Source organism: Neobacillus sp. NRS-1170, assembly GCF_050468025.1.
On the sequence record NZ_JBITPF010000025.1, the window covers coordinates 72,120 to 88,620 of the forward strand.

Annotated in this window: 17 protein-coding genes; 12 read left to right on the forward strand and 5 right to left on the reverse strand. The window is 38.4% G+C overall.

The features are described 5' to 3' along the window. Window positions 1-128 precede the first annotated feature (128 nt). From ACIFOT_RS10595 to ACIFOT_RS10605, 3 genes are all read right to left on the reverse strand, one after another. Window positions 129-464 (reverse strand): MerR family transcriptional regulator, encoded by a 336-nt coding sequence (locus ACIFOT_RS10595; protein ID WP_223589493.1) that lies wholly within the window; start codon window positions 462-464, stop codon window positions 129-131. 141 nt (window positions 465-605) lie between these two features. Beyond that, the gene (locus ACIFOT_RS10600) at window positions 606-794 is read right to left on the reverse strand and encodes a Fur-regulated basic protein FbpA (RefSeq protein WP_430064455.1); all 189 of its coding nucleotides are present in this window, start codon (window positions 792-794) and stop codon (window positions 606-608) included. A 293-nt stretch (window positions 795-1,087) separates the two neighbouring features. Beyond that, window positions 1,088-1,396: a hypothetical protein gene (locus ACIFOT_RS10605; protein ID WP_430064456.1), complete on the reverse strand. Its 309-nt coding sequence runs from the start codon at window positions 1,394-1,396 to the stop codon at window positions 1,088-1,090. Between the two features lie 300 nt (window positions 1,397-1,696). On the opposite strand from ACIFOT_RS10605, the gene ACIFOT_RS10610 reads away from it, so the two are divergent. The 3 genes from ACIFOT_RS10610 to ACIFOT_RS10620 all read left to right on the forward strand — a co-directional run bounded on the left by ACIFOT_RS10610 (window position 1,697) and on the right by ACIFOT_RS10620 (window position 3,985). Continuing rightward, on the forward strand, window positions 1,697-2,503 hold the full coding sequence (locus tag ACIFOT_RS10610; RefSeq protein ID WP_430064457.1) for a basic amino acid ABC transporter substrate-binding protein: 807 nt from the start codon (window positions 1,697-1,699) through the stop codon (window positions 2,501-2,503). A gap of 106 nt (window positions 2,504-2,609) precedes the next feature. Continuing rightward, on the forward strand, window positions 2,610-3,266 hold the full coding sequence (locus ACIFOT_RS10615) for an amino acid ABC transporter permease (protein ID WP_430064458.1): 657 nt from the start codon (window positions 2,610-2,612) through the stop codon (window positions 3,264-3,266). Next, window positions 3,263-3,985 (forward strand): amino acid ABC transporter ATP-binding protein, encoded by a 723-nt coding sequence (locus ACIFOT_RS10620; protein ID WP_430064459.1) that lies wholly within the window; start codon window positions 3,263-3,265, stop codon window positions 3,983-3,985. Before ACIFOT_RS10615 ends, ACIFOT_RS10620 begins: the two co-directional genes overlap by 4 nt. 47 nt (window positions 3,986-4,032) lie before the next feature. Here the strand turns inward: ACIFOT_RS10620 and ACIFOT_RS10625 are convergent, their stop codons facing one another. Together ACIFOT_RS10625 and ACIFOT_RS10630 are read right to left on the reverse strand one after the other, a co-directional pair. Then, window positions 4,033-4,536: a hypothetical protein gene (locus tag ACIFOT_RS10625; protein ID WP_430064460.1), complete on the reverse strand. Its 504-nt coding sequence runs from the start codon at window positions 4,534-4,536 to the stop codon at window positions 4,033-4,035. 60 nt (window positions 4,537-4,596) lie between these two features. Beyond that, window positions 4,597-5,490, reverse strand: a complete 894-nt coding sequence (locus ACIFOT_RS10630) for an AraC family transcriptional regulator (protein WP_430064461.1) — start codon at window positions 5,488-5,490, stop codon at window positions 4,597-4,599. A gap of 172 nt (window positions 5,491-5,662) precedes the next feature. On the opposite strand from ACIFOT_RS10630, the gene ACIFOT_RS10635 reads away from it, so the two are divergent. The 9 genes from ACIFOT_RS10635 to ACIFOT_RS10675 all read left to right on the forward strand — a co-directional run bounded on the left by ACIFOT_RS10635 (window position 5,663) and on the right by ACIFOT_RS10675 (window position 16,440). Continuing rightward, on the forward strand, window positions 5,663-7,009 hold the full coding sequence (locus tag ACIFOT_RS10635) for a carbohydrate ABC transporter substrate-binding protein (RefSeq protein ID WP_430064632.1): 1,347 nt from the start codon (window positions 5,663-5,665) through the stop codon (window positions 7,007-7,009). Window positions 7,010-7,074: 65 nt separating this feature from the next. Beyond that, a complete protein-coding gene (locus tag ACIFOT_RS10640; protein ID WP_430064462.1) occupies window positions 7,075-7,965 on the forward strand; it encodes a carbohydrate ABC transporter permease in 891 nt (296 codons plus the stop codon). Between the two features lie 15 nt (window positions 7,966-7,980). Then, on the forward strand, window positions 7,981-8,862 hold the full coding sequence (locus tag ACIFOT_RS10645) for a carbohydrate ABC transporter permease (RefSeq protein ID WP_430064463.1): 882 nt from the start codon (window positions 7,981-7,983) through the stop codon (window positions 8,860-8,862). A 37-nt stretch (window positions 8,863-8,899) separates the two neighbouring features. Continuing rightward, window positions 8,900-9,067: a DUF6903 family protein gene (locus tag ACIFOT_RS10650; RefSeq protein WP_430064464.1), complete on the forward strand. Its 168-nt coding sequence runs from the start codon at window positions 8,900-8,902 to the stop codon at window positions 9,065-9,067. A 46-nt stretch (window positions 9,068-9,113) separates the two neighbouring features. After that, window positions 9,114-11,663: a beta-galactosidase gene (locus ACIFOT_RS10655; RefSeq protein WP_430064465.1), complete on the forward strand. Its 2,550-nt coding sequence runs from the start codon at window positions 9,114-9,116 to the stop codon at window positions 11,661-11,663. 964 nt (window positions 11,664-12,627) lie between these two features. After that, a complete protein-coding gene (locus tag ACIFOT_RS10660) occupies window positions 12,628-13,779 on the forward strand; it encodes a Gfo/Idh/MocA family protein (protein ID WP_430064466.1) in 1,152 nt (383 codons plus the stop codon). 31 nt (window positions 13,780-13,810) lie between these two features. Further along, the gene (locus ACIFOT_RS10665) at window positions 13,811-14,530 is read left to right on the forward strand and encodes a YesL family protein (protein ID WP_430064467.1); all 720 of its coding nucleotides are present in this window, start codon (window positions 13,811-13,813) and stop codon (window positions 14,528-14,530) included. 36 nt (window positions 14,531-14,566) lie between these two features. Continuing rightward, window positions 14,567-15,544, forward strand: coding sequence for an ABC transporter permease (locus ACIFOT_RS10670; RefSeq protein ID WP_430064468.1), 978 nt, complete (start codon window positions 14,567-14,569; stop codon window positions 15,542-15,544). A gap of 17 nt (window positions 15,545-15,561) precedes the next feature. After that, on the forward strand, window positions 15,562-16,440 hold the full coding sequence (locus ACIFOT_RS10675) for a carbohydrate ABC transporter permease (RefSeq protein ID WP_430064469.1): 879 nt from the start codon (window positions 15,562-15,564) through the stop codon (window positions 16,438-16,440). Window positions 16,441-16,501 lie beyond the last annotated feature (61 nt).

A 16,501-nucleotide genomic window follows, 5' to 3' on the forward strand; every position in this document is an offset into this window, starting at 1 on the left:
TTGACTATGTTAATTTTCTTAACATTCGGTGTAGTTGTATTTTTACATGGATGAGGAGGATGTTTCTATAAGTTTGTTAGAATACCTCACATGGTTTTTTGCTTTTGCCAAAAAAAGACCAACTTCTGTTAGGAAGTTGGTCCTTTCCGTAATCCAAACTGGGCGTTCAGTTGTCCTTGGATCATCTTTCTTCTGACATCTTCTTGGTTTTGTTTCTTTTGGGCTCGCAGCATTTCCTTTCGGATTTCATGTGTCTGGACGCCGTCTTCAATTTTGTTGGCGATTTCCACCAACAGCTCTACGTCGGCAAAGGAGTATTTTCGGCTGCCGCCTGGTGTTCTTTCAGGGAAAATCAATTTTCTTTCCTCGTAATAGCGAATTTGACGTTCGGAAAGACCGGTCAGGTCCCTGACGACCCCTATGGTAATAACCTTTTTATCTTTATAGGACATGTCATTTCCCATGACTTCTATCACCACACAATATTAGCATTCTATAAAACTGTTTCGTATACGATATTTTATGTTATATTTTCTCACATGAACTGGGGAATTGGAACAAAAATGATTAAATTTTGAAAAAATATACTTTGAGGGAGTTGATTTTTATTTGTCGTCAGGGGAAAAAGCTTTTTTGTAAATACCCTTCAGTTCACTTATAGTAAGGGAGGTAAGTTTAGGGTCAGAAGATTGAAGGATACCTGATTCTAGCAGTCTTTTAATATAAAAATTCCGTAGCTTTTCTATTCCTTCCCTGAAATGTTTTCCCAACCTTCTCCTCTCCTTTATTAGCAATTTTGAAGTGTTCGTAGAAGATCATTTGCTTTCGAACCGAGTGTTTTCATTAATTCTTCATACAACTCATCTCTTATTTGATCTAATTTAAGGATTTTTTCAGCTAATTGAATGTCATTCTTTTGATACATAATAATCTCCCTTTCAATGGTTTATAATGAAAAATTTAGCTGAATTTTTGCAGTTTGTCAGCGAAGCTGTTAGATAAATTAACAACCTTTTTCCACTATAGATTGGTTTTGAAAGTGATTCTCACAAAAAAAGAACCGGGCAATTGCCCAGTTCTGTATTTTTTAGAATTCTCCATCAAAAGGTGTAAATGGAATGTTAAATCTTCTTTCCAAGACACGAAGCCGTTGATTAACGCGCTGAAGCCGGCGTTGAAGTTGGTTAATTTCCCTCTCTTGGCGCTCATTTTGCCTTTCAAGTTGATTGAGGCGGCGCTCTATTTGCTGTGGTTGTCTATCAGGTTCATAATCATAATCATAATCATAATACTCTGGCTGTGAGTAAGGCAATGCTTGTGGATACTGGTTTATTTGTCCGTAAGGGTTATATTCAACGGGGGCTTGAGGAACTTGGTAATAACCATATGGATTCATCGGGCAACTCTCCTTTTGGTAATAGATACCCTATAAATTATGTAGTTATTCGCGGAGAGAGACGGCGAATGCCTATATACTCCTAAAACTTATTTCTCCCAGTCTGAACTAAAAGAAAAGGAAAAAAATGAGAATATTTTTCCTAGAATAATATGTTGATATTTCACTTTACCCTATTAGTATAGTAATAAATTAAAATAATGAATAAAATTCCATAAAAAATTATATTTATTTTTATTCAAAATATTATTAATGTTTGGTAAAATTGTTTTTATAATAAAATATTTAGGAGGTCAAAAGATGAAAAAAATGAAAATTATTTCTAGTGTATTAATAGCCGCATTTGTTTTTATTCTTTCTGCGTGCGGGACGAGCAAAACGACTGGAGGCAGCAGTGATGACAAAACTCTAAAGGTCGTAACGGATGCAGCTTATGCGCCATTTGAATACATGGATAAAGGAAAAGTAGTCGGGTTTGATGTTGATTTTATGAATGCAGTTGCCAAAGAAGCTGGATTAAAAATTAAGATTGAGAATGTAGGATGGGATCCTTTATTTGTGGAATTAGACAAGAAAACAGCGGATATCGGTATGTCAGCGATTACCATTAACGATGAAAGAAAGCAATCATATGATTTTACAAGACCATATTTCCTATCTACCAACAAGATTCTTGTTCCAAAAAACAGCGATATTAAGAGCGGGGCAGATTTGAAAAACAATAAAACAATTGCCGTTCAAAATGCAACGACTGGTCAGGAAGCGGTTGAAGGTCTTCTTGGTAAAAATAATGAGAAAATCAAAAAATTTGAAAATAACAATCTAGCCATTCAAGAAATGAAAAGCGGCGGAGCGGATGCGGTTGTTGCCGATAACACTGTTATTGAACAATACGTTTTAAACAATCCAAAAGATAACTTTGTTGTCATTGAGGATTCTGCTGCTTTTGCACAGGAGTTTTACGGACTAATGCTGCCAAAAGGAAGCAAGCTGAAAGCAGATTTGGATAAAGCGATTAATACCCTTATGGAAAATGGGGAGTATGCAAAAATTTACAAGAAGTGGTTTAAAGTAGATCCAGATTTAAGTAAATTACCAAAAGAATAAGAACCGTTAACAACAGGAAATTGCGTAACTCAATTAATAGCAGTTACGCAATTTTTGGTTATATTGCTGAAACAGGCTTCATGATGAATAGGCAGGGGGATGTTAGATGGATATTAGATGGGACATTTTAGCTGAATATGCTCCATTTTTTCTTAAAGGAACGTTATTAACGATAGGACTTTCAATTGCAAGTATTTTAATAGGAACTATACTTGGCCTGTTTATTGGATTAGGGAAAATGATGAGAAATAAGCTTCTCGCATTACCGTTTAGTGTGTACGTTACCTGCTTTAGAGGGACGCCTTTACTTGTACAAATTTTATTAATACACTTTGCAGTTGTACCCCTTTTTCTCGGGGAAACAAACGCGATCGTGGCAGCTATTGTAACCCTTTCTTTAAATGCAGCAGCCTATATCGCTGAAATTTTCCGCGCCGGTATCCAATCGATTGATCGGGGGCAAATGGAGGCAGCCCGCTCACTCGGGATGAATCATGTACAAGCTATGCGCCATGTGATCCTGCCGCAGGCAGTTAAACGAATGATTCCTCCGCTGGGAAATGAATTTGTCGTGTTGATTAAAGAATCATCGCTGGCATCAATCGTTGCCGCCCCAGAGCTAATGTATTGGGGGAAAGCGATGCAGGGACAATATTTTCGTGTCTGGGAGCCGTATGTAACGGCCGCGATTATTTATCTGGTATTAACCCTTTCTTTAAGCTTTCTGTTAACGCGCCTTGAAAGGAGGCTGGCAACCGAATGATAAAAGTAGAAAAATTAAAAAAGTCATTTGGAAGCAATGAAGTTCTCAAAGATATTAATGTTTCTGTAAAGCCGCAAGAGGTAGTGGTGGTGATTGGACCTTCAGGTTCTGGAAAATCAACATTTCTGCGCTGCTTAAATATGCTTGAGACGATTACGGGCGGCCATGTCTATATTGAAGGAATCGATTTGACCGATAAAAAGACGGATATCAACAAAGTGCGGACAGAAGTGGGCATGGTATTCCAGCAATTTAACCTGTTCCCTCATAAATCGGTAATTGAAAATATTATGCTGGCTCCAATGAAGGTAAGAAATGTGCCGGCAGAAAAAGCGAAGGCAAAAGGTTTAGAACTTCTAAGAAAAGTTGGCTTAGAGGATAAAGCAGATGCTTATCCGGATTCCTTATCAGGTGGACAAAAGCAGCGTGTAGCGATTGCCAGGGCGCTTGCGATGGAACCAAAGATTATGCTTTTCGATGAACCAACCTCCGCGCTTGACCCGGAAATGGTCGGTGAGGTATTAGAAGTTATGAAGCAATTGGCCAAAGAAGGTATGACAATGGTCGTTGTCACACATGAAATGGGCTTTGCAAAAGAAGTGGGAGACCGCGTCATTTTTATGGACGGTGGAGTTGTCGTTGAAGAAAACGTTCCAAAGGAATTATTCGAAAATCCGAAAGAAGACCGGACCAAGTCATTTTTGAGTAAAGTATTATAAGAAAAAGTGAGGCTGAAGCAGCCTCACTTTTTCTTATGGACTTGCCATTAAAAGTCAAAAACGTCAACGATTTGGTCCGCTTTTATTCGGTTTTGACATAACCGAAAAAGGTGGTCATAAAACCCGTCTACTTCTTCCACTGATGCGGGGAGTTTGATTTGTACGGTAGTGGAGCCAAACATTTGTTTAAAATAAGCTTTCCGTTGATCGTTTTTCCCGTCACGTTTAAACGGCTTATACATCCAAACAATGTACGGGGAACCGTCTATATCATGAACTTGGCGCAGCTCGGCTACTGTCGTCGATTTATCATGGGCATAAATCACCAAATAATAAATATCATTGCGATGCCAATCAATAAAGACAAAATAATAACCAGTGTCGGTTTCTGGACGAGTCACCTCATAGGCAGCTAACGTTTTCTTTCCGTTTGTCCACTGGTGGAACTTTGGAAGGGTGCCGTTGACCGTATCAAGTTTTCTAATTTCGTAGATGGATGAATTTGATTGTTCAATATAATTTGATAATAAAATTGCTTGGTCCTTTTCCAAAGTTTATTCTCCTTTAGTCTTTGGCCTAATTATACTAGGAAGGTTGATAAGAAAGGAAGTCTATTGTGACGTGATTTGCATCACTTCTTCATTTGTTACTTTTGATTTTCTAGTTTTGTTTTTCTTGGAGTTTTTGGCATTCCGGTATTGTGAAGGTGATAGATCCGTTACACGCTTAAAGGATTGTGCAAAGAATGACTGAGAAGAAAAGCCGGTAATGGCTGATATACTAGAAATTGGGTAATTGGTAGTTTCTAACAAAATTTTACTTTCCCGGATACGGATTTGAATTAAATATTCAATCGGTGAAACGCCGAATGCTTTCTTGAAGGAGTGGGAAAGGTAGTATTTATTGATATGACCAACCTCTGCAAGAGTATCTAAATTAATCTCTTCGCGAAAATGCTGCTTAATATAATTTTTGATAAATGCCACATCTTTACTAATCTTTTCAGAAGAGGTCTTCTCAAGGTTAAAAGTCTTTTTTCTCATCATTTTAAGTAGTAGGATTTCTAAAATATTGTGGATGATCAACTCATAATCTTCCTTTTGATTTTCCACTTCCTCCATCAATTGCTGGAGGTAAAAGAGATAGACCTTATGCTCCTCTTTATAATTAAAAAAAGTGGCCTGTATCCCAGGGTCATCTGGTGATGAAAAAGCAAGGCCCTGGATACCAAGTGCAATATATTCGAGCGGGTAATCGGGGCCGGACTTTTCGGTGTGCTCGATATTGGGATTAATGACAATTAAATCATGCTCTTTGATGGGGACTTCCTCTTTTGAATAGATAAAAGTTCCCTTCCCCTTGGTAATATACAAAATTTCTGTAAAGTGATGAGTATGATTCGTACTATGCCAATCTTTATCAAATTTTGCTTTTGTTACATAGAGAAGTTTGATAGGAAGATGGCCTCGTTCTGAATTTGGAACTTCATAAACCTCATTGGACAAATAAACCCCTCCTTTATAGACACTTTTCTCCATATTATAGATATTTTAGTGAATTATTACAACGGAAAGCAAGATATCTAAAAAACAGAACAAGATGTTTATTGTGAAAGCGTTTTTACCTCCCTTATAATTTACCCATAAAGGGAATAGAAAGAGGAGGGTCAAGATGAAGATAAAAAAGAAGCTTTTTTTGTCAGGAATGACAGCGTTATTATCTCTTAGTTTAATAGCTTGTCAGAGTAGTGAAACCTCAAAGGTAGATGACTCGAAGGAAGGTAAAGATTCAGGTAAGAACCAAACTCTTCACATTGCAGCACTTGAATCAGCTTATGGGAAAGATATGTGGACCAAAGTGGCACAAGCTTATGAAGAGGCTAATCCGAATGTTAAGGTTGAGTTGACGGCAGATAAAAATCTTGAAGAAGTCATCAGCCCGAATATGAAAGCGGGGAACTATCCTGACGTAGTGTTATTGGCAACTGGAAGAAAACTGGCACTGACCGAAACATTAATTAAAGATAAAGCATTAGAAAACATTACAGATGTTTTGGATAAAAATGTTTATGGCGAGGACGTCAAAGTAATGGATAAGCTGGTCCCAGGTTTCACTGATACACTCGCCACAAATCCATATAATGATGGCAAAACGTATATGGCACCGATGTTCTATAGTCCAACAGGGTTATTCTACAATGCTGCCTTATTAAAAGAAAAAGGCTGGGAAGTACCAAAGACTTGGGATGAGATGTGGGCATTAGGTGATAAAGCAAAAGCGGAAGGAATCTCTTTATTTACGTATCCTACGACAGGTTACTTTGATGCCTTCTTCTATTCCTTACTATTAGAAGTGGGCGGACCTGATTTCTACAATAAAGCAATGAAATATGAAGATGGCATTTGGGAATCTCCAGAAGCAACGAAAGTCTTTGAGATTGTCGGTAAATTAGCGAAATACACGGCGCCAACAACCGTTGCCAATGCCAATGACAAAGACTTTACAAAAAACCAGCAATTGATTCTCGATAATAAAGCACTGTTTATGCCAAATGGTACGTGGGTCGTGGGCGAAATGAAAGATGCCCCAAGAGCTGATGGCTTTGAATGGGGAATGACAGCGTTGCCGGCTATTGAAGATGGCGGTGACCGCTATGCCTTTACGTTCTTTGAACAAATGTGGGTGCCGGCCCAAGCGAAAAATAAAGACGCAGCAAAGGATTTCTTAACGTTTGTGTACTCGGATAAAGCAGCTGAAATATTTGCAGAAGCTGGTGCGATTCAGCCAATAGAAGGAATCTCTGAAAAGCTGACGGGTGACAATAAACTATTCTATAGTATTTATGATTCCGGAGCAAAGGCAGGTATGGGTGGATTTGCTGCAACAGAAGCTGTTGAGGGTGTCAGCATGGCAGATACATTATTCAGATCGGTCGACAGTATTGTTTCTGGAGATAAGAAGGTAAAAGATTGGCAAAATGCCGTTGAAAAGGTGAGTGACCAATTACGGTCAGCATTAAAATAATAATTCACTCGTATAACGGTGAGAAATCTTCCTCACCGTTATATTTATTAATCGAGGTGATAGTCATGAATAAAACGACAGAAAAAAGGATTTTTATCTTTGTTTGTACGATACCTGCACTAATTTTGTTAACCATTTTTATGATTATTCCTACGATTCAGGTGTTCAGGATGTCTTTATATAAGTGGGGCGGATTTTCTAATAATAAGGTATTTGTCGGGCTCGAAAACTTCAAAATTCTGTGGAATGATATGAACTTCTTCCGATCTCTTCAAAATAGTATTGTATTGATTGTAATCGTTACACTCCTCACCATGGTGGCGGCCATCTTGTTTGCCACTTTGTTAACGAGAGAAAAGATGAGAGGCAACAGTATTTTCCGAATTATTTTCTATATCCCTAATATCTTATCGGTGGTGGTCATTGCTGGTATTTTCTCTGCGGTTTATGACCCGACAACAGGTTTGTTGAATAATTTACTTGCATTATTTAACCTCGAACACTTGCAAAAAATGTGGCTCGGCAATCAAAAGATTGCTATCTACAGCATCGGCGGTGCGCTCGTCTGGCAGGCAATTGGCTATTATATGGTCATGTACATGTCAAGTATGGCCAGTATTCCGGAAAGTTTTTATGAGGCTTCTGCCTTGGAAGGTGCAGGAAGGATTAGGCAATTTTTCAGTATTACCCTGCCGTTAATTTGGAATAACATCCGGACAACGTTAACCTTCTTCATAATTAGTACGATAAATTTAAGTTTTCTACTCGTCCAAGCAATGACCGGCGGCGGACCTGATGGAGCGACGGAAGTCTTTTTAAGCTATATGTATAAGCAGGCTTATACCAATTCTTCCTATGGTTATGGTATGGCGATTGGTGTGGTGATCTTTCTATTCTCATTCGCCTTATCTGCGATCGTCAGCTTTGTCACCAAACGGGAAGTGTTGGAGTATTAAGGAGGTCCATGAACGATGAAAACACAAAAAGGAATGAGTGCTGAAACAGTTTACCGTATATTTATCTACGTTGCTCTCATTACATTAGCCGTCTCTATCATTATCCCTGTAGCATGGGTTTTCTTAGCTTCAGTGAAGCAAAACTCGGAATTTTACGGAAGCCCTTGGGCCATGCCAAAAGGTTTCTATTTTCAAAATTTCATTGATGCTTTTCAAAAGGCAAACATGGGTACTTATATGTTAAACTCCGTCCTCGTGACTGCTTTGGCGCTGCTCATTTTATTGGCTGTCGCCCTGCCAGCGGCCTATGTGCTTGCCAGATACAACTTTAAAGGCAGTCTATTTATGAATGGCCTGTTTAAAGCAGGATTATTTATCAATGTAAACTATATTGTTGTTCCGATATTCCTACTGTTGTTAGATGGGGATGCCTTCTTAAGGGGACAATTTGGCGATGGATTCCTGCTGGACAATTTATTTATTTTAGCTGTTGTTTATGCCTCGACGGCACTGCCTTTCACCATTTATTTGTTGTCCAGCTATTTTCAATCACTGCCTTCCACTTATGAGGAAGCGGCGCTCGTCGACGGCGCTGGCTATTTTAAGACTATGATTTCGATTATGATTCCTATGGCCCGTCCCAGTATTATAGCTGTTATTTTATTTAATTTTCTAGCCTTTTGGAATGAATATATTATTGCTCTAACCTTAATTCCGGGTCCGAATAAGACATTGCCTGTGGGGCTGATGAACTTAATGGCGGCTCAAAAGTCTGCCGCTAATTACGGCCAAATGTATGCGGGTATGGTACTCGTCATGCTCCCAACCTTGATTTTATACATCATGGTACAAAAGAAATTAACACAAGGAATGACCCTTGGCGGATTGAAGGACTAACAGCCGCCTAGTGAAATCCGATCGGAGGACTTATCCAATGAAAGCTACTATAGTCGTAATCCTAAAACTCGTCGTTTTAATCATTTGTCTCTCATTGGTTATCATTGGCCAAAAGACAGTGGGTAAACTTGAACTGGGCTTGATGTTACTCGGATTAGCCGGTCTCTTAGGACTGCTTTATGATTACAATCGAAAATATGTGTAAAAAAAGACTAAATATCAATAGATTATAAGATTGTGGAGGCGTTTAGATGATTACCTATGATAAAAAAAGCTGGAAGATTCATAATGAAAGAATCTTTATCCTATCTGCTGCGATCCACTATTTCCGTCTTCCAAGAGCGGAGTGGAGCGAAGTTTTAGATATGGCGGTAGCAGGAGGATGCAATACAATCGAAACGTACATCCCATGGAATTTTCATGAAATGAATGAAGGGGAATGGGATTTCTCCGGCGACAAGGATTTAGCGCATTTTTTTCAGTTATGCGCTGAGAGAGGATTGTTTGTGATTGCGAGACCAGGGCCGTATATTTGTGCTGAATGGGATTTTGGCGGATTTCCTTGGTGGCTCTCTACGAAAAAGGCGATTCAATATCGCTCCGCTGATTCTGTCTATTTACAATATGTAGATAAATATTTTGATCAGGTTATACCAATCATTGATGAATTTCAGTTGACGAAAAAAGGGACCATCATCATGGTCCAAATCGAAAACGAGTTCCAAGCTTATGGCAAACCAGATAAAACGTATATGGAATATTTAAGGGACGGTATGCTGACAAGAGGCATTGAGGTACCATTTGTTACCTGCTACGGAGCTGTTGATGGAGCTGTAGAATTCCGCAATTTTTGGTCGGATGCCAAACAAGCCGCTGAAATCTTAGATGAGCGGTTTGCCAATCAGCCGAAAGGGGTTATGGAGTTTTGGATCGGCTGGTTTGAACAATGGGGCGGAAATAAAGCGAATCAAAAAACACCGGAGCAGCTTGAACGTGAATGTTACCAGCTCTTGATTAATGGATTCTCTGCGATCAATTATTACATGTATTTCGGCGGCACCAATTTTGATCATTGGGGCGGCAGGACGGTTGGAGAACAGACTTTTTCAACGACATCATACGATTATGATGTTGCGATTGATGAATATTTACAGCCAACAAGAAAATATGAGGTTTTAAAAAGGTTTCATGCCTTTACAAAGTGGCTCGAACCTGTATTCACAAATGCAGAACAAACAGGTGCGGATTTAAAACTTCCTAGTTATCTAGAATCTCAGCGGATCGTCAGTCACCATGGTGAAGTGATATTTATTGAGAATCATAGACAGGAACGAGTCCAATCTCAGGTTTTACTTGATGGTGAAACGATTCCGTTTGCGATTGAGGCAAATGCGGTTTTACCGATTGTCCGTCATGTGGACGTTGGAAACAGCTTTTCCATTGTGACACTCACTGGTCAGACGACTGGGTTCGAAACCGATAAGGCGGTCATTTATCAAGAGGAAGGGCAGCGTTCGTTTTTAAAATTACAGCTTAATAGAAAGGCTGAAGTTCATTGTCCTATGCCGAATCGCTTTGAAATCAATGAAGATGGCCTGGTTACGTTTCATTTATTCCATGGAAGCCAGCCGCAAACCGTTCAGCTTTCCTTTGAAGATGGTATCAGCTATTCGATTGAAGTGGTTTCAAGAAAATCTTTAGAAAAAGCGGTTACTCATTTGGAAAAGAGCACGGCAAACCATCCATTACATTGGAAAGCGGCAGATGAAAAGCTTTGTTTTTTAAGCGGAAACTTGAAAGAGGGAGATAAACCGCTTGATTTTAGCAGCTTCGGACAGTTTAGCGGGTATTTAGGTTATGAAAGTGAATTTTATGCTGAAGAAACGAAGAATACGACGATTGTTTTCACGAGAATCGAGGATCCCGTCATGGTCTTCTGTAATGATCAATATGTTGACAAGCTTAGCATGATTGGGGCTGCAGCCATTGAGGTTCCTGTTAAGAAAGGGAAAAATACACTAACATGCCTTGTCCAGAATATGGGAAGATTCAATTATTCTCAAGCCATCGGGGAACCAAAAGGGATGAGTGAAGCCCCTGCTCTTAATGGAAAGTATCTATCAATACGGGAAGGATGGCAGGTTGAAGGGTGCGGTGTACCTCATCATTTATCCAGCATCCCAAAAATTGAAGGGCGTATTGGTTTTTTGAATTCCTTCTTCAATGACGGATATGATCGTGCAATTCTTGTTGGTGACGGAGTTTCGCGGGTTCAGTTAAATGGAAGGTCAGTAAAAATGTTGATGGAAAGTCAAACGGCTTGGTCAAGAGGCAGTGCTGTCTATGGGGTTGCAGATATCAGCGATGCTTTAAAGCAGGGGGAGAACGTAATCGATTTAGATGCGCAAAATCTTTCTAGTATTCGCCGGTTTGATCTCTATTTGTTTAATGAAAAGGAGCAAATCCGCAATTGGAAAACAAAATCATTTGCTCAGCTTCAAGAGGAAAAGGAATGGACAGTTGCGAATCCACAAATGATTTCTCCACGCTGGTATAAAAGTTCTTTTGACTGGAAGCCAGAAAACAGTCCGATTGTAAAAATTCGGTTGGATGGTATGAGTAAAGGCTGTTTTTGGGTAAATGGCCATTGTTTAGGACGGTACTGGAACATTGGCCCGCAGGAGGAATATAAGATTCCGGCATCCTTATTAAAGGAACATAATGAAGTTGTTATTTTTGATGAAGAAGGCTTAAGGCCAAATCAAGTCGTTATTCATTCATACATTCCAATAATAGAATAGAAATACGGAGTTTATCATTTATTTACAAGCGTAATAGGATCTTTCGTATTGTTTTGATAGACACAGATAATCTTAGTTTGTTAGATACTGGTTGTCGGGTTGACTCTACATGTGTTGGTCTTAATTCCATAAAAGCTCATCTCCATAATATTAGATTTTTTGAACTGGTTTTATATTAGTATCGTGCTGAGTATCGATAAAATATTGTTATGGTTACCATAATGTTTTTTGATTTTACATTAAACTCGTATAAACTTAAAGTTTTAATATAAGCTGCAGCAGTCAAGAACACGAACTGAAGCAGCTTATATTAGAGATTTTAGAGAAATACGACTATCGTGCAATGCCCCTATTTATACAAGGTCTTCTGCCTTAACGTTGTAGATTCGTATATTCCCGACGCTGTCTATCAGGATGTTTATATTATAGGGTTGACCCATCAACCCATTTTGTCGTATATTATAACTGTAAGAAATTTCCACGATTAAGACTGAAAGAGAGGAGGGGGATGGATTTTATATTAGAAATAAAACAGAAAATGCATCCCAGTAGGCAGCAAGGGCAATACAAATAAAGAAGGCAACGAATGGCTAAATTGATCATGACAACACATCCATCAAACATCCATTTAACACTCATCTACGATCATTTCTCAATCGCAAATTCCCTATCAATATAGATTTTACGTAATCCTTTATTATATCAACTTCATTTCTCATTATATTGGATCCACTAGGAATTGTATAAGCCAATTATCAGTACGAAGGGTTAAAGACTATTGGAATTCATTTTCGGTAAACCATTATTACATTCGGAGGTAGAATATTTTAAGACGTAAAGCTAGGTTTAAAAAACTGATAGCTTGACTTTTTTATTATGTTTTTCCGGAAAACGTTCAAATAATATAATGCAAACGTTTTCCTAGATTAAAATAAAATTTATAGATTAATAGGAGTGAATGAGGATGGAAACTGTAAGAATTGGTATCATCGGTGCTGGACTTCGAAGCGGGATCGCGAAGTACTGGCATAATCCTGGCGGAAAATCAGAAGTTGTTTCGGCTGCCGATGTTTCCCTGGAAAGATTGAAGACATTTAGAGAAAAAATTAATGAACATGCCTACATTACTACAGATTATAATGAGCTTTTAGCCCGCACAGATGTTGATGCTGTCGCTATTCTTTCACCTGATTATTTGCATGAGGAACATGCCATCGCTGCACTAAAAGCAGGAAAACATGTCTATTGTGAAAAGCCATTAGCAATCACAGTAGAAGGCTGTGATCGGATTATCGAACAAGCAGAAAAAGCAGGAAAACATTTAATGGTTGGTTTCAATATGCGCTATATGAGCATGTATCAAACGATGAAAGAGATTATAGACTCGGGTGTAATTGGTGATATTAAAGCCGTTTGGGTAAGGCATTTTGTCGGATTAGGCGGCTATTACTACTATCATGACTGGCATGGAACCGCAAAAAACACTACTTCACTGTTGCTGCAAAAAGGTTCACATGATCTCGATGTCATCCATTGGATTACAGACAAATATACAAAAAGAGTTTCTGCTTTTGGCAGCCTGGACTATTACGGAGGGGATAAGCCTAATCACTTAACCTGCCCTGATTGTGAATTAATAGATACTTGTCCTGAAGCTAGTCTACATACGTTAACACAATGTGCTTTCCGAGAAGAAATCGATGTTGAGGATAATAATATGTTGATTATGGAGCTTGAAAGCGGTATTAAAGCATCGTACTTACAATGTCATTTTACACCAGATTATTCTAGGAACTATACCTTTATTGGGTCTAAAGGCAGAGTTGAAAATGATGATGTAAATGGAAAGGTATACATAAAGACAAGAAAAACCAATTCATGGAACGAATTTAGCGATATTACCTATGACATGAAAAAAGAACAAGGCAGTCATGGCGGAGCTGATCCGAAAATCACTAATGATTTTGTTGATTTGGTGCTATACAACAAACAGCCATTAACCACACCATTTGCGGGAAGAATGAGCGTTGCGGTTGGCTGTGCAGCAACTGAATCAATCCGCTCTGGTGGAAAAGTGGTAGAGATCAGTCAAGACCCAAGCAAAATTATCGTTTAAATTTCTACCACACAGAAAAGGGGAATGATAGATGGGAAATAACGGACTTATGGGGAAATTCAATCATTTTGCTGAAAAGCTCATGAGAATTGCACAATTTCAAATGCTCTGGGTAGTATTTTCACTTTGTGGAGGTGTGATCTTAGGGATCATGCCCGCTACGGTAGGTCTATATACTGTTATGCGCAAATGGATGGTAGGAAACGCTGAAAATCGTTCATTCGTAAAATTATATTGGACTACATTTCGGAAGGAGTTTTGGAAAGCAAACGCTTTAGGATTTGCGATCACAATCGCTGGCGTTCTAATTTATTTGAATTTTTCCCTTATCCGCTTTTCGCATGGAGTTACATATTGGTTTCTACTAATCTTTGTTTTCATGCTATGTATTTTGTTCATTATTCTTCTATTATTTATCTTTCCTGTATATGCCCATTTTGATACTAAGTTCGGTCGATACTTTAGCATTTCATTATTAATAGGTGTTTCATTCCCTTTTCATACACTTCTTATGGTCGTCGGGAACTATGGATTATATTTATTGTTCATGACCGTACCAGGATTCATTCCAATCTTTAGTGTAAGTCTGTTCTCGTTCTTTTCAATGTGGGTGTCAATGAAGGTATTTAAAAGTATGGATGAGATAAAGGAAAGCGATTCGGTAAAAAAACCTTCAAAAATAAAAGGGTTATTTCAGAATAATTTAAGGCCTGTTACAAATAACAAAGGAAATTTAGATTCAAGTACTTGAACCAGGCATTCATTTGAAAGGAAGTGACGTAGAGAGATGGAAGATTTACAAAGAACACCAGAATTAATAGGGGATTTAAAGGAAGAAACAAATTTAACAATCAAACAAAGGAAAAGTATTCTGAAAAGAATGTGGAAAGAGCGTTACCTTTATCTATTGTTATTGCCTGGACTTCTCTATTTTATTATCTACCGGTATATTCCTATGGCTGGGAATATTATCGCTTTTCAAGATTTTAGCGCCTTTCAGGGGTTTTTCAATAGTGAGTGGGTCGGACTTAAACACTTTAAAACCATATTTGAGAATCGTGAAGTTATTCGGGTATTGTGGAATACATTATCCCTATCTTTTCTTCAAATCGTCTTTGCCTTTCCAATTTCTATAATTCTAGCGATTATGCTAAATGAAGTGAGCTCAAGTTTATATAAAAGAGTGATCCAATCAATAGTTTATCTTCCCCATTTTTTATCTTGGGTGGTCGTTATCGGCATTGTAACGATTTTATTAAAATCAGATGGAATTGTAAATAAAATCATTGGAAGCGTTTTCGGTGTGGAACCTATTGGATTTTTACAGGATCCTCACTGGTTTATGCCATTGGTTATTCTTGAGGTAATCTGGAAGGAATCTGGATGGGGGACCATCATCTTCCTTGCTGCATTATCAGGAATTAATCCAAGTCTTTACGAAGCTGCAGCAGTTGATGGTGCCAACCGTTGGCAGCAGATATGGCATATTACACTGCCTGCTCTAAAAAGCACAATCATTATCTTATTAATATTACGATTGGGCAGTGTACTAGATGTAGGCTTCGAACAAATCTACTTAATGTTAACTCCTTTCACAATGGAAGTTGGAAACGTGCTTGATACCTTCGTCTATTTAAAGGGGATTCAAAACTCTGACTTCAGCTTTGCTACAGCGGTAGGATTGTTTAAATCTGTTGTTGGGTTAATCTTAATTGTCGGTGCGAACCGATTAGCAAAACGGTTTGGCGATCAAGGAGTCTACTAAGAAATGAGGGAGAATTCGTGCTAAATAGTAGAAAACCATCAGAGAAAATCGTTGATAGTACCAATGTCATTCTTCTTGGTCTTATCGCACTGGCCATGTTGTTTCCATTTTATTATATGTTTGTTGTTTCCTTTGCAACATACGAAGAATTTGTAAAAACAGATTTGCTGCTATTTCCAAAGACATGGGTGCTAGATGCATATGAGTATATTTTAGGCTCCAAAGAATTCATCCGTTCTCTTGGAGTTACCATTTATATAACCGTGGCAGGCACAATCGTTAGTTTAATGTTGACAGCTATGATGGCTTATGCATTATCAAGAAATATTCTCGGCCAGAAAATATATGTATTTCTCGTATTATTTACATTTGTATTTGGTGCGGGAATGATTCCTACTTATATGATTGTTCAGGCAACGGGTTTAATGGACTCACTATGGTCCCTGATCATTCCTGGTGCAATTAGCTCGTTTAATTTAATTGTCATGAGGCAATTTTTCATGGGATTACCGATGGATCTAACTGAAGCTGCTATTATCGACGGAGCGAATGATTTGCAAATTTTTGCGAAAATCATTCTCCCATTATCGAAGCCAGCTTTAGCAGCCTTTGGATTGTTTTACGCAGTTGGTATTTGGAACTCATATTTCACGGCACTTCTTTATTTAAGTGATCCGGCCAAATGGACCGTACAGGTTGTGCTTAGACAGCTTGTCATTTTAAACCAAGGAAATTTACTTGACGCTGGTATGCAAGTGGGAATGGCTCATCCTCCGCCGGCAGAGACAGTTGGAATGGCGGCGATCCTTATTGCCACCATTCCAATTTTGATTGTCTATCCATTTCTTCAAAAGCATTTTGCGAAAGGAGTGATGCTTGGATCGGTAAAAGAATAGCATTCATTCAGTTTGTAAGTTTTTAAGGAAAAGAAAAATAGTACAAGGGGGAATCATTTGG

Coding starts and splice junctions, on each gene's coding strand:
- ACIFOT_RS10605 (WP_430064456.1), bottom strand. CDS start 1,396: ATGAATCCATATGGTTATTACCAAGTTCCTCAAGCCCCCGTTGAATAT.
- ACIFOT_RS10615 (WP_430064458.1), top strand. CDS start 2,610: ATGGATATTAGATGGGACATTTTAGCTGAATATGCTCCATTTTTTCTT.
- ACIFOT_RS10640 (WP_430064462.1), top strand. CDS start 7,075: ATGAATAAAACGACAGAAAAAAGGATTTTTATCTTTGTTTGTACGATA.
- ACIFOT_RS10660 (WP_430064466.1), top strand. CDS start 12,628: ATGGAAACTGTAAGAATTGGTATCATCGGTGCTGGACTTCGAAGCGGG.
- ACIFOT_RS10650 (WP_430064464.1), top strand. CDS start 8,900: ATGAAAGCTACTATAGTCGTAATCCTAAAACTCGTCGTTTTAATCATT.
- ACIFOT_RS10670 (WP_430064468.1), top strand. CDS start 14,567: ATGGAAGATTTACAAAGAACACCAGAATTAATAGGGGATTTAAAGGAA.
- ACIFOT_RS10645 (WP_430064463.1), top strand. CDS start 7,981: ATGAAAACACAAAAAGGAATGAGTGCTGAAACAGTTTACCGTATATTT.
- ACIFOT_RS10610 (WP_430064457.1), top strand. CDS start 1,697: ATGAAAAAAATGAAAATTATTTCTAGTGTATTAATAGCCGCATTTGTT.
- ACIFOT_RS10655 (WP_430064465.1), top strand. CDS start 9,114: ATGATTACCTATGATAAAAAAAGCTGGAAGATTCATAATGAAAGAATC.
- ACIFOT_RS10665 (WP_430064467.1), top strand. CDS start 13,811: ATGGGAAATAACGGACTTATGGGGAAATTCAATCATTTTGCTGAAAAG.
- ACIFOT_RS10620 (WP_430064459.1), top strand. CDS start 3,263: ATGATAAAAGTAGAAAAATTAAAAAAGTCATTTGGAAGCAATGAAGTT.
- ACIFOT_RS10595 (WP_223589493.1), bottom strand. CDS start 464: ATGGGAAATGACATGTCCTATAAAGATAAAAAGGTTATTACCATAGGG.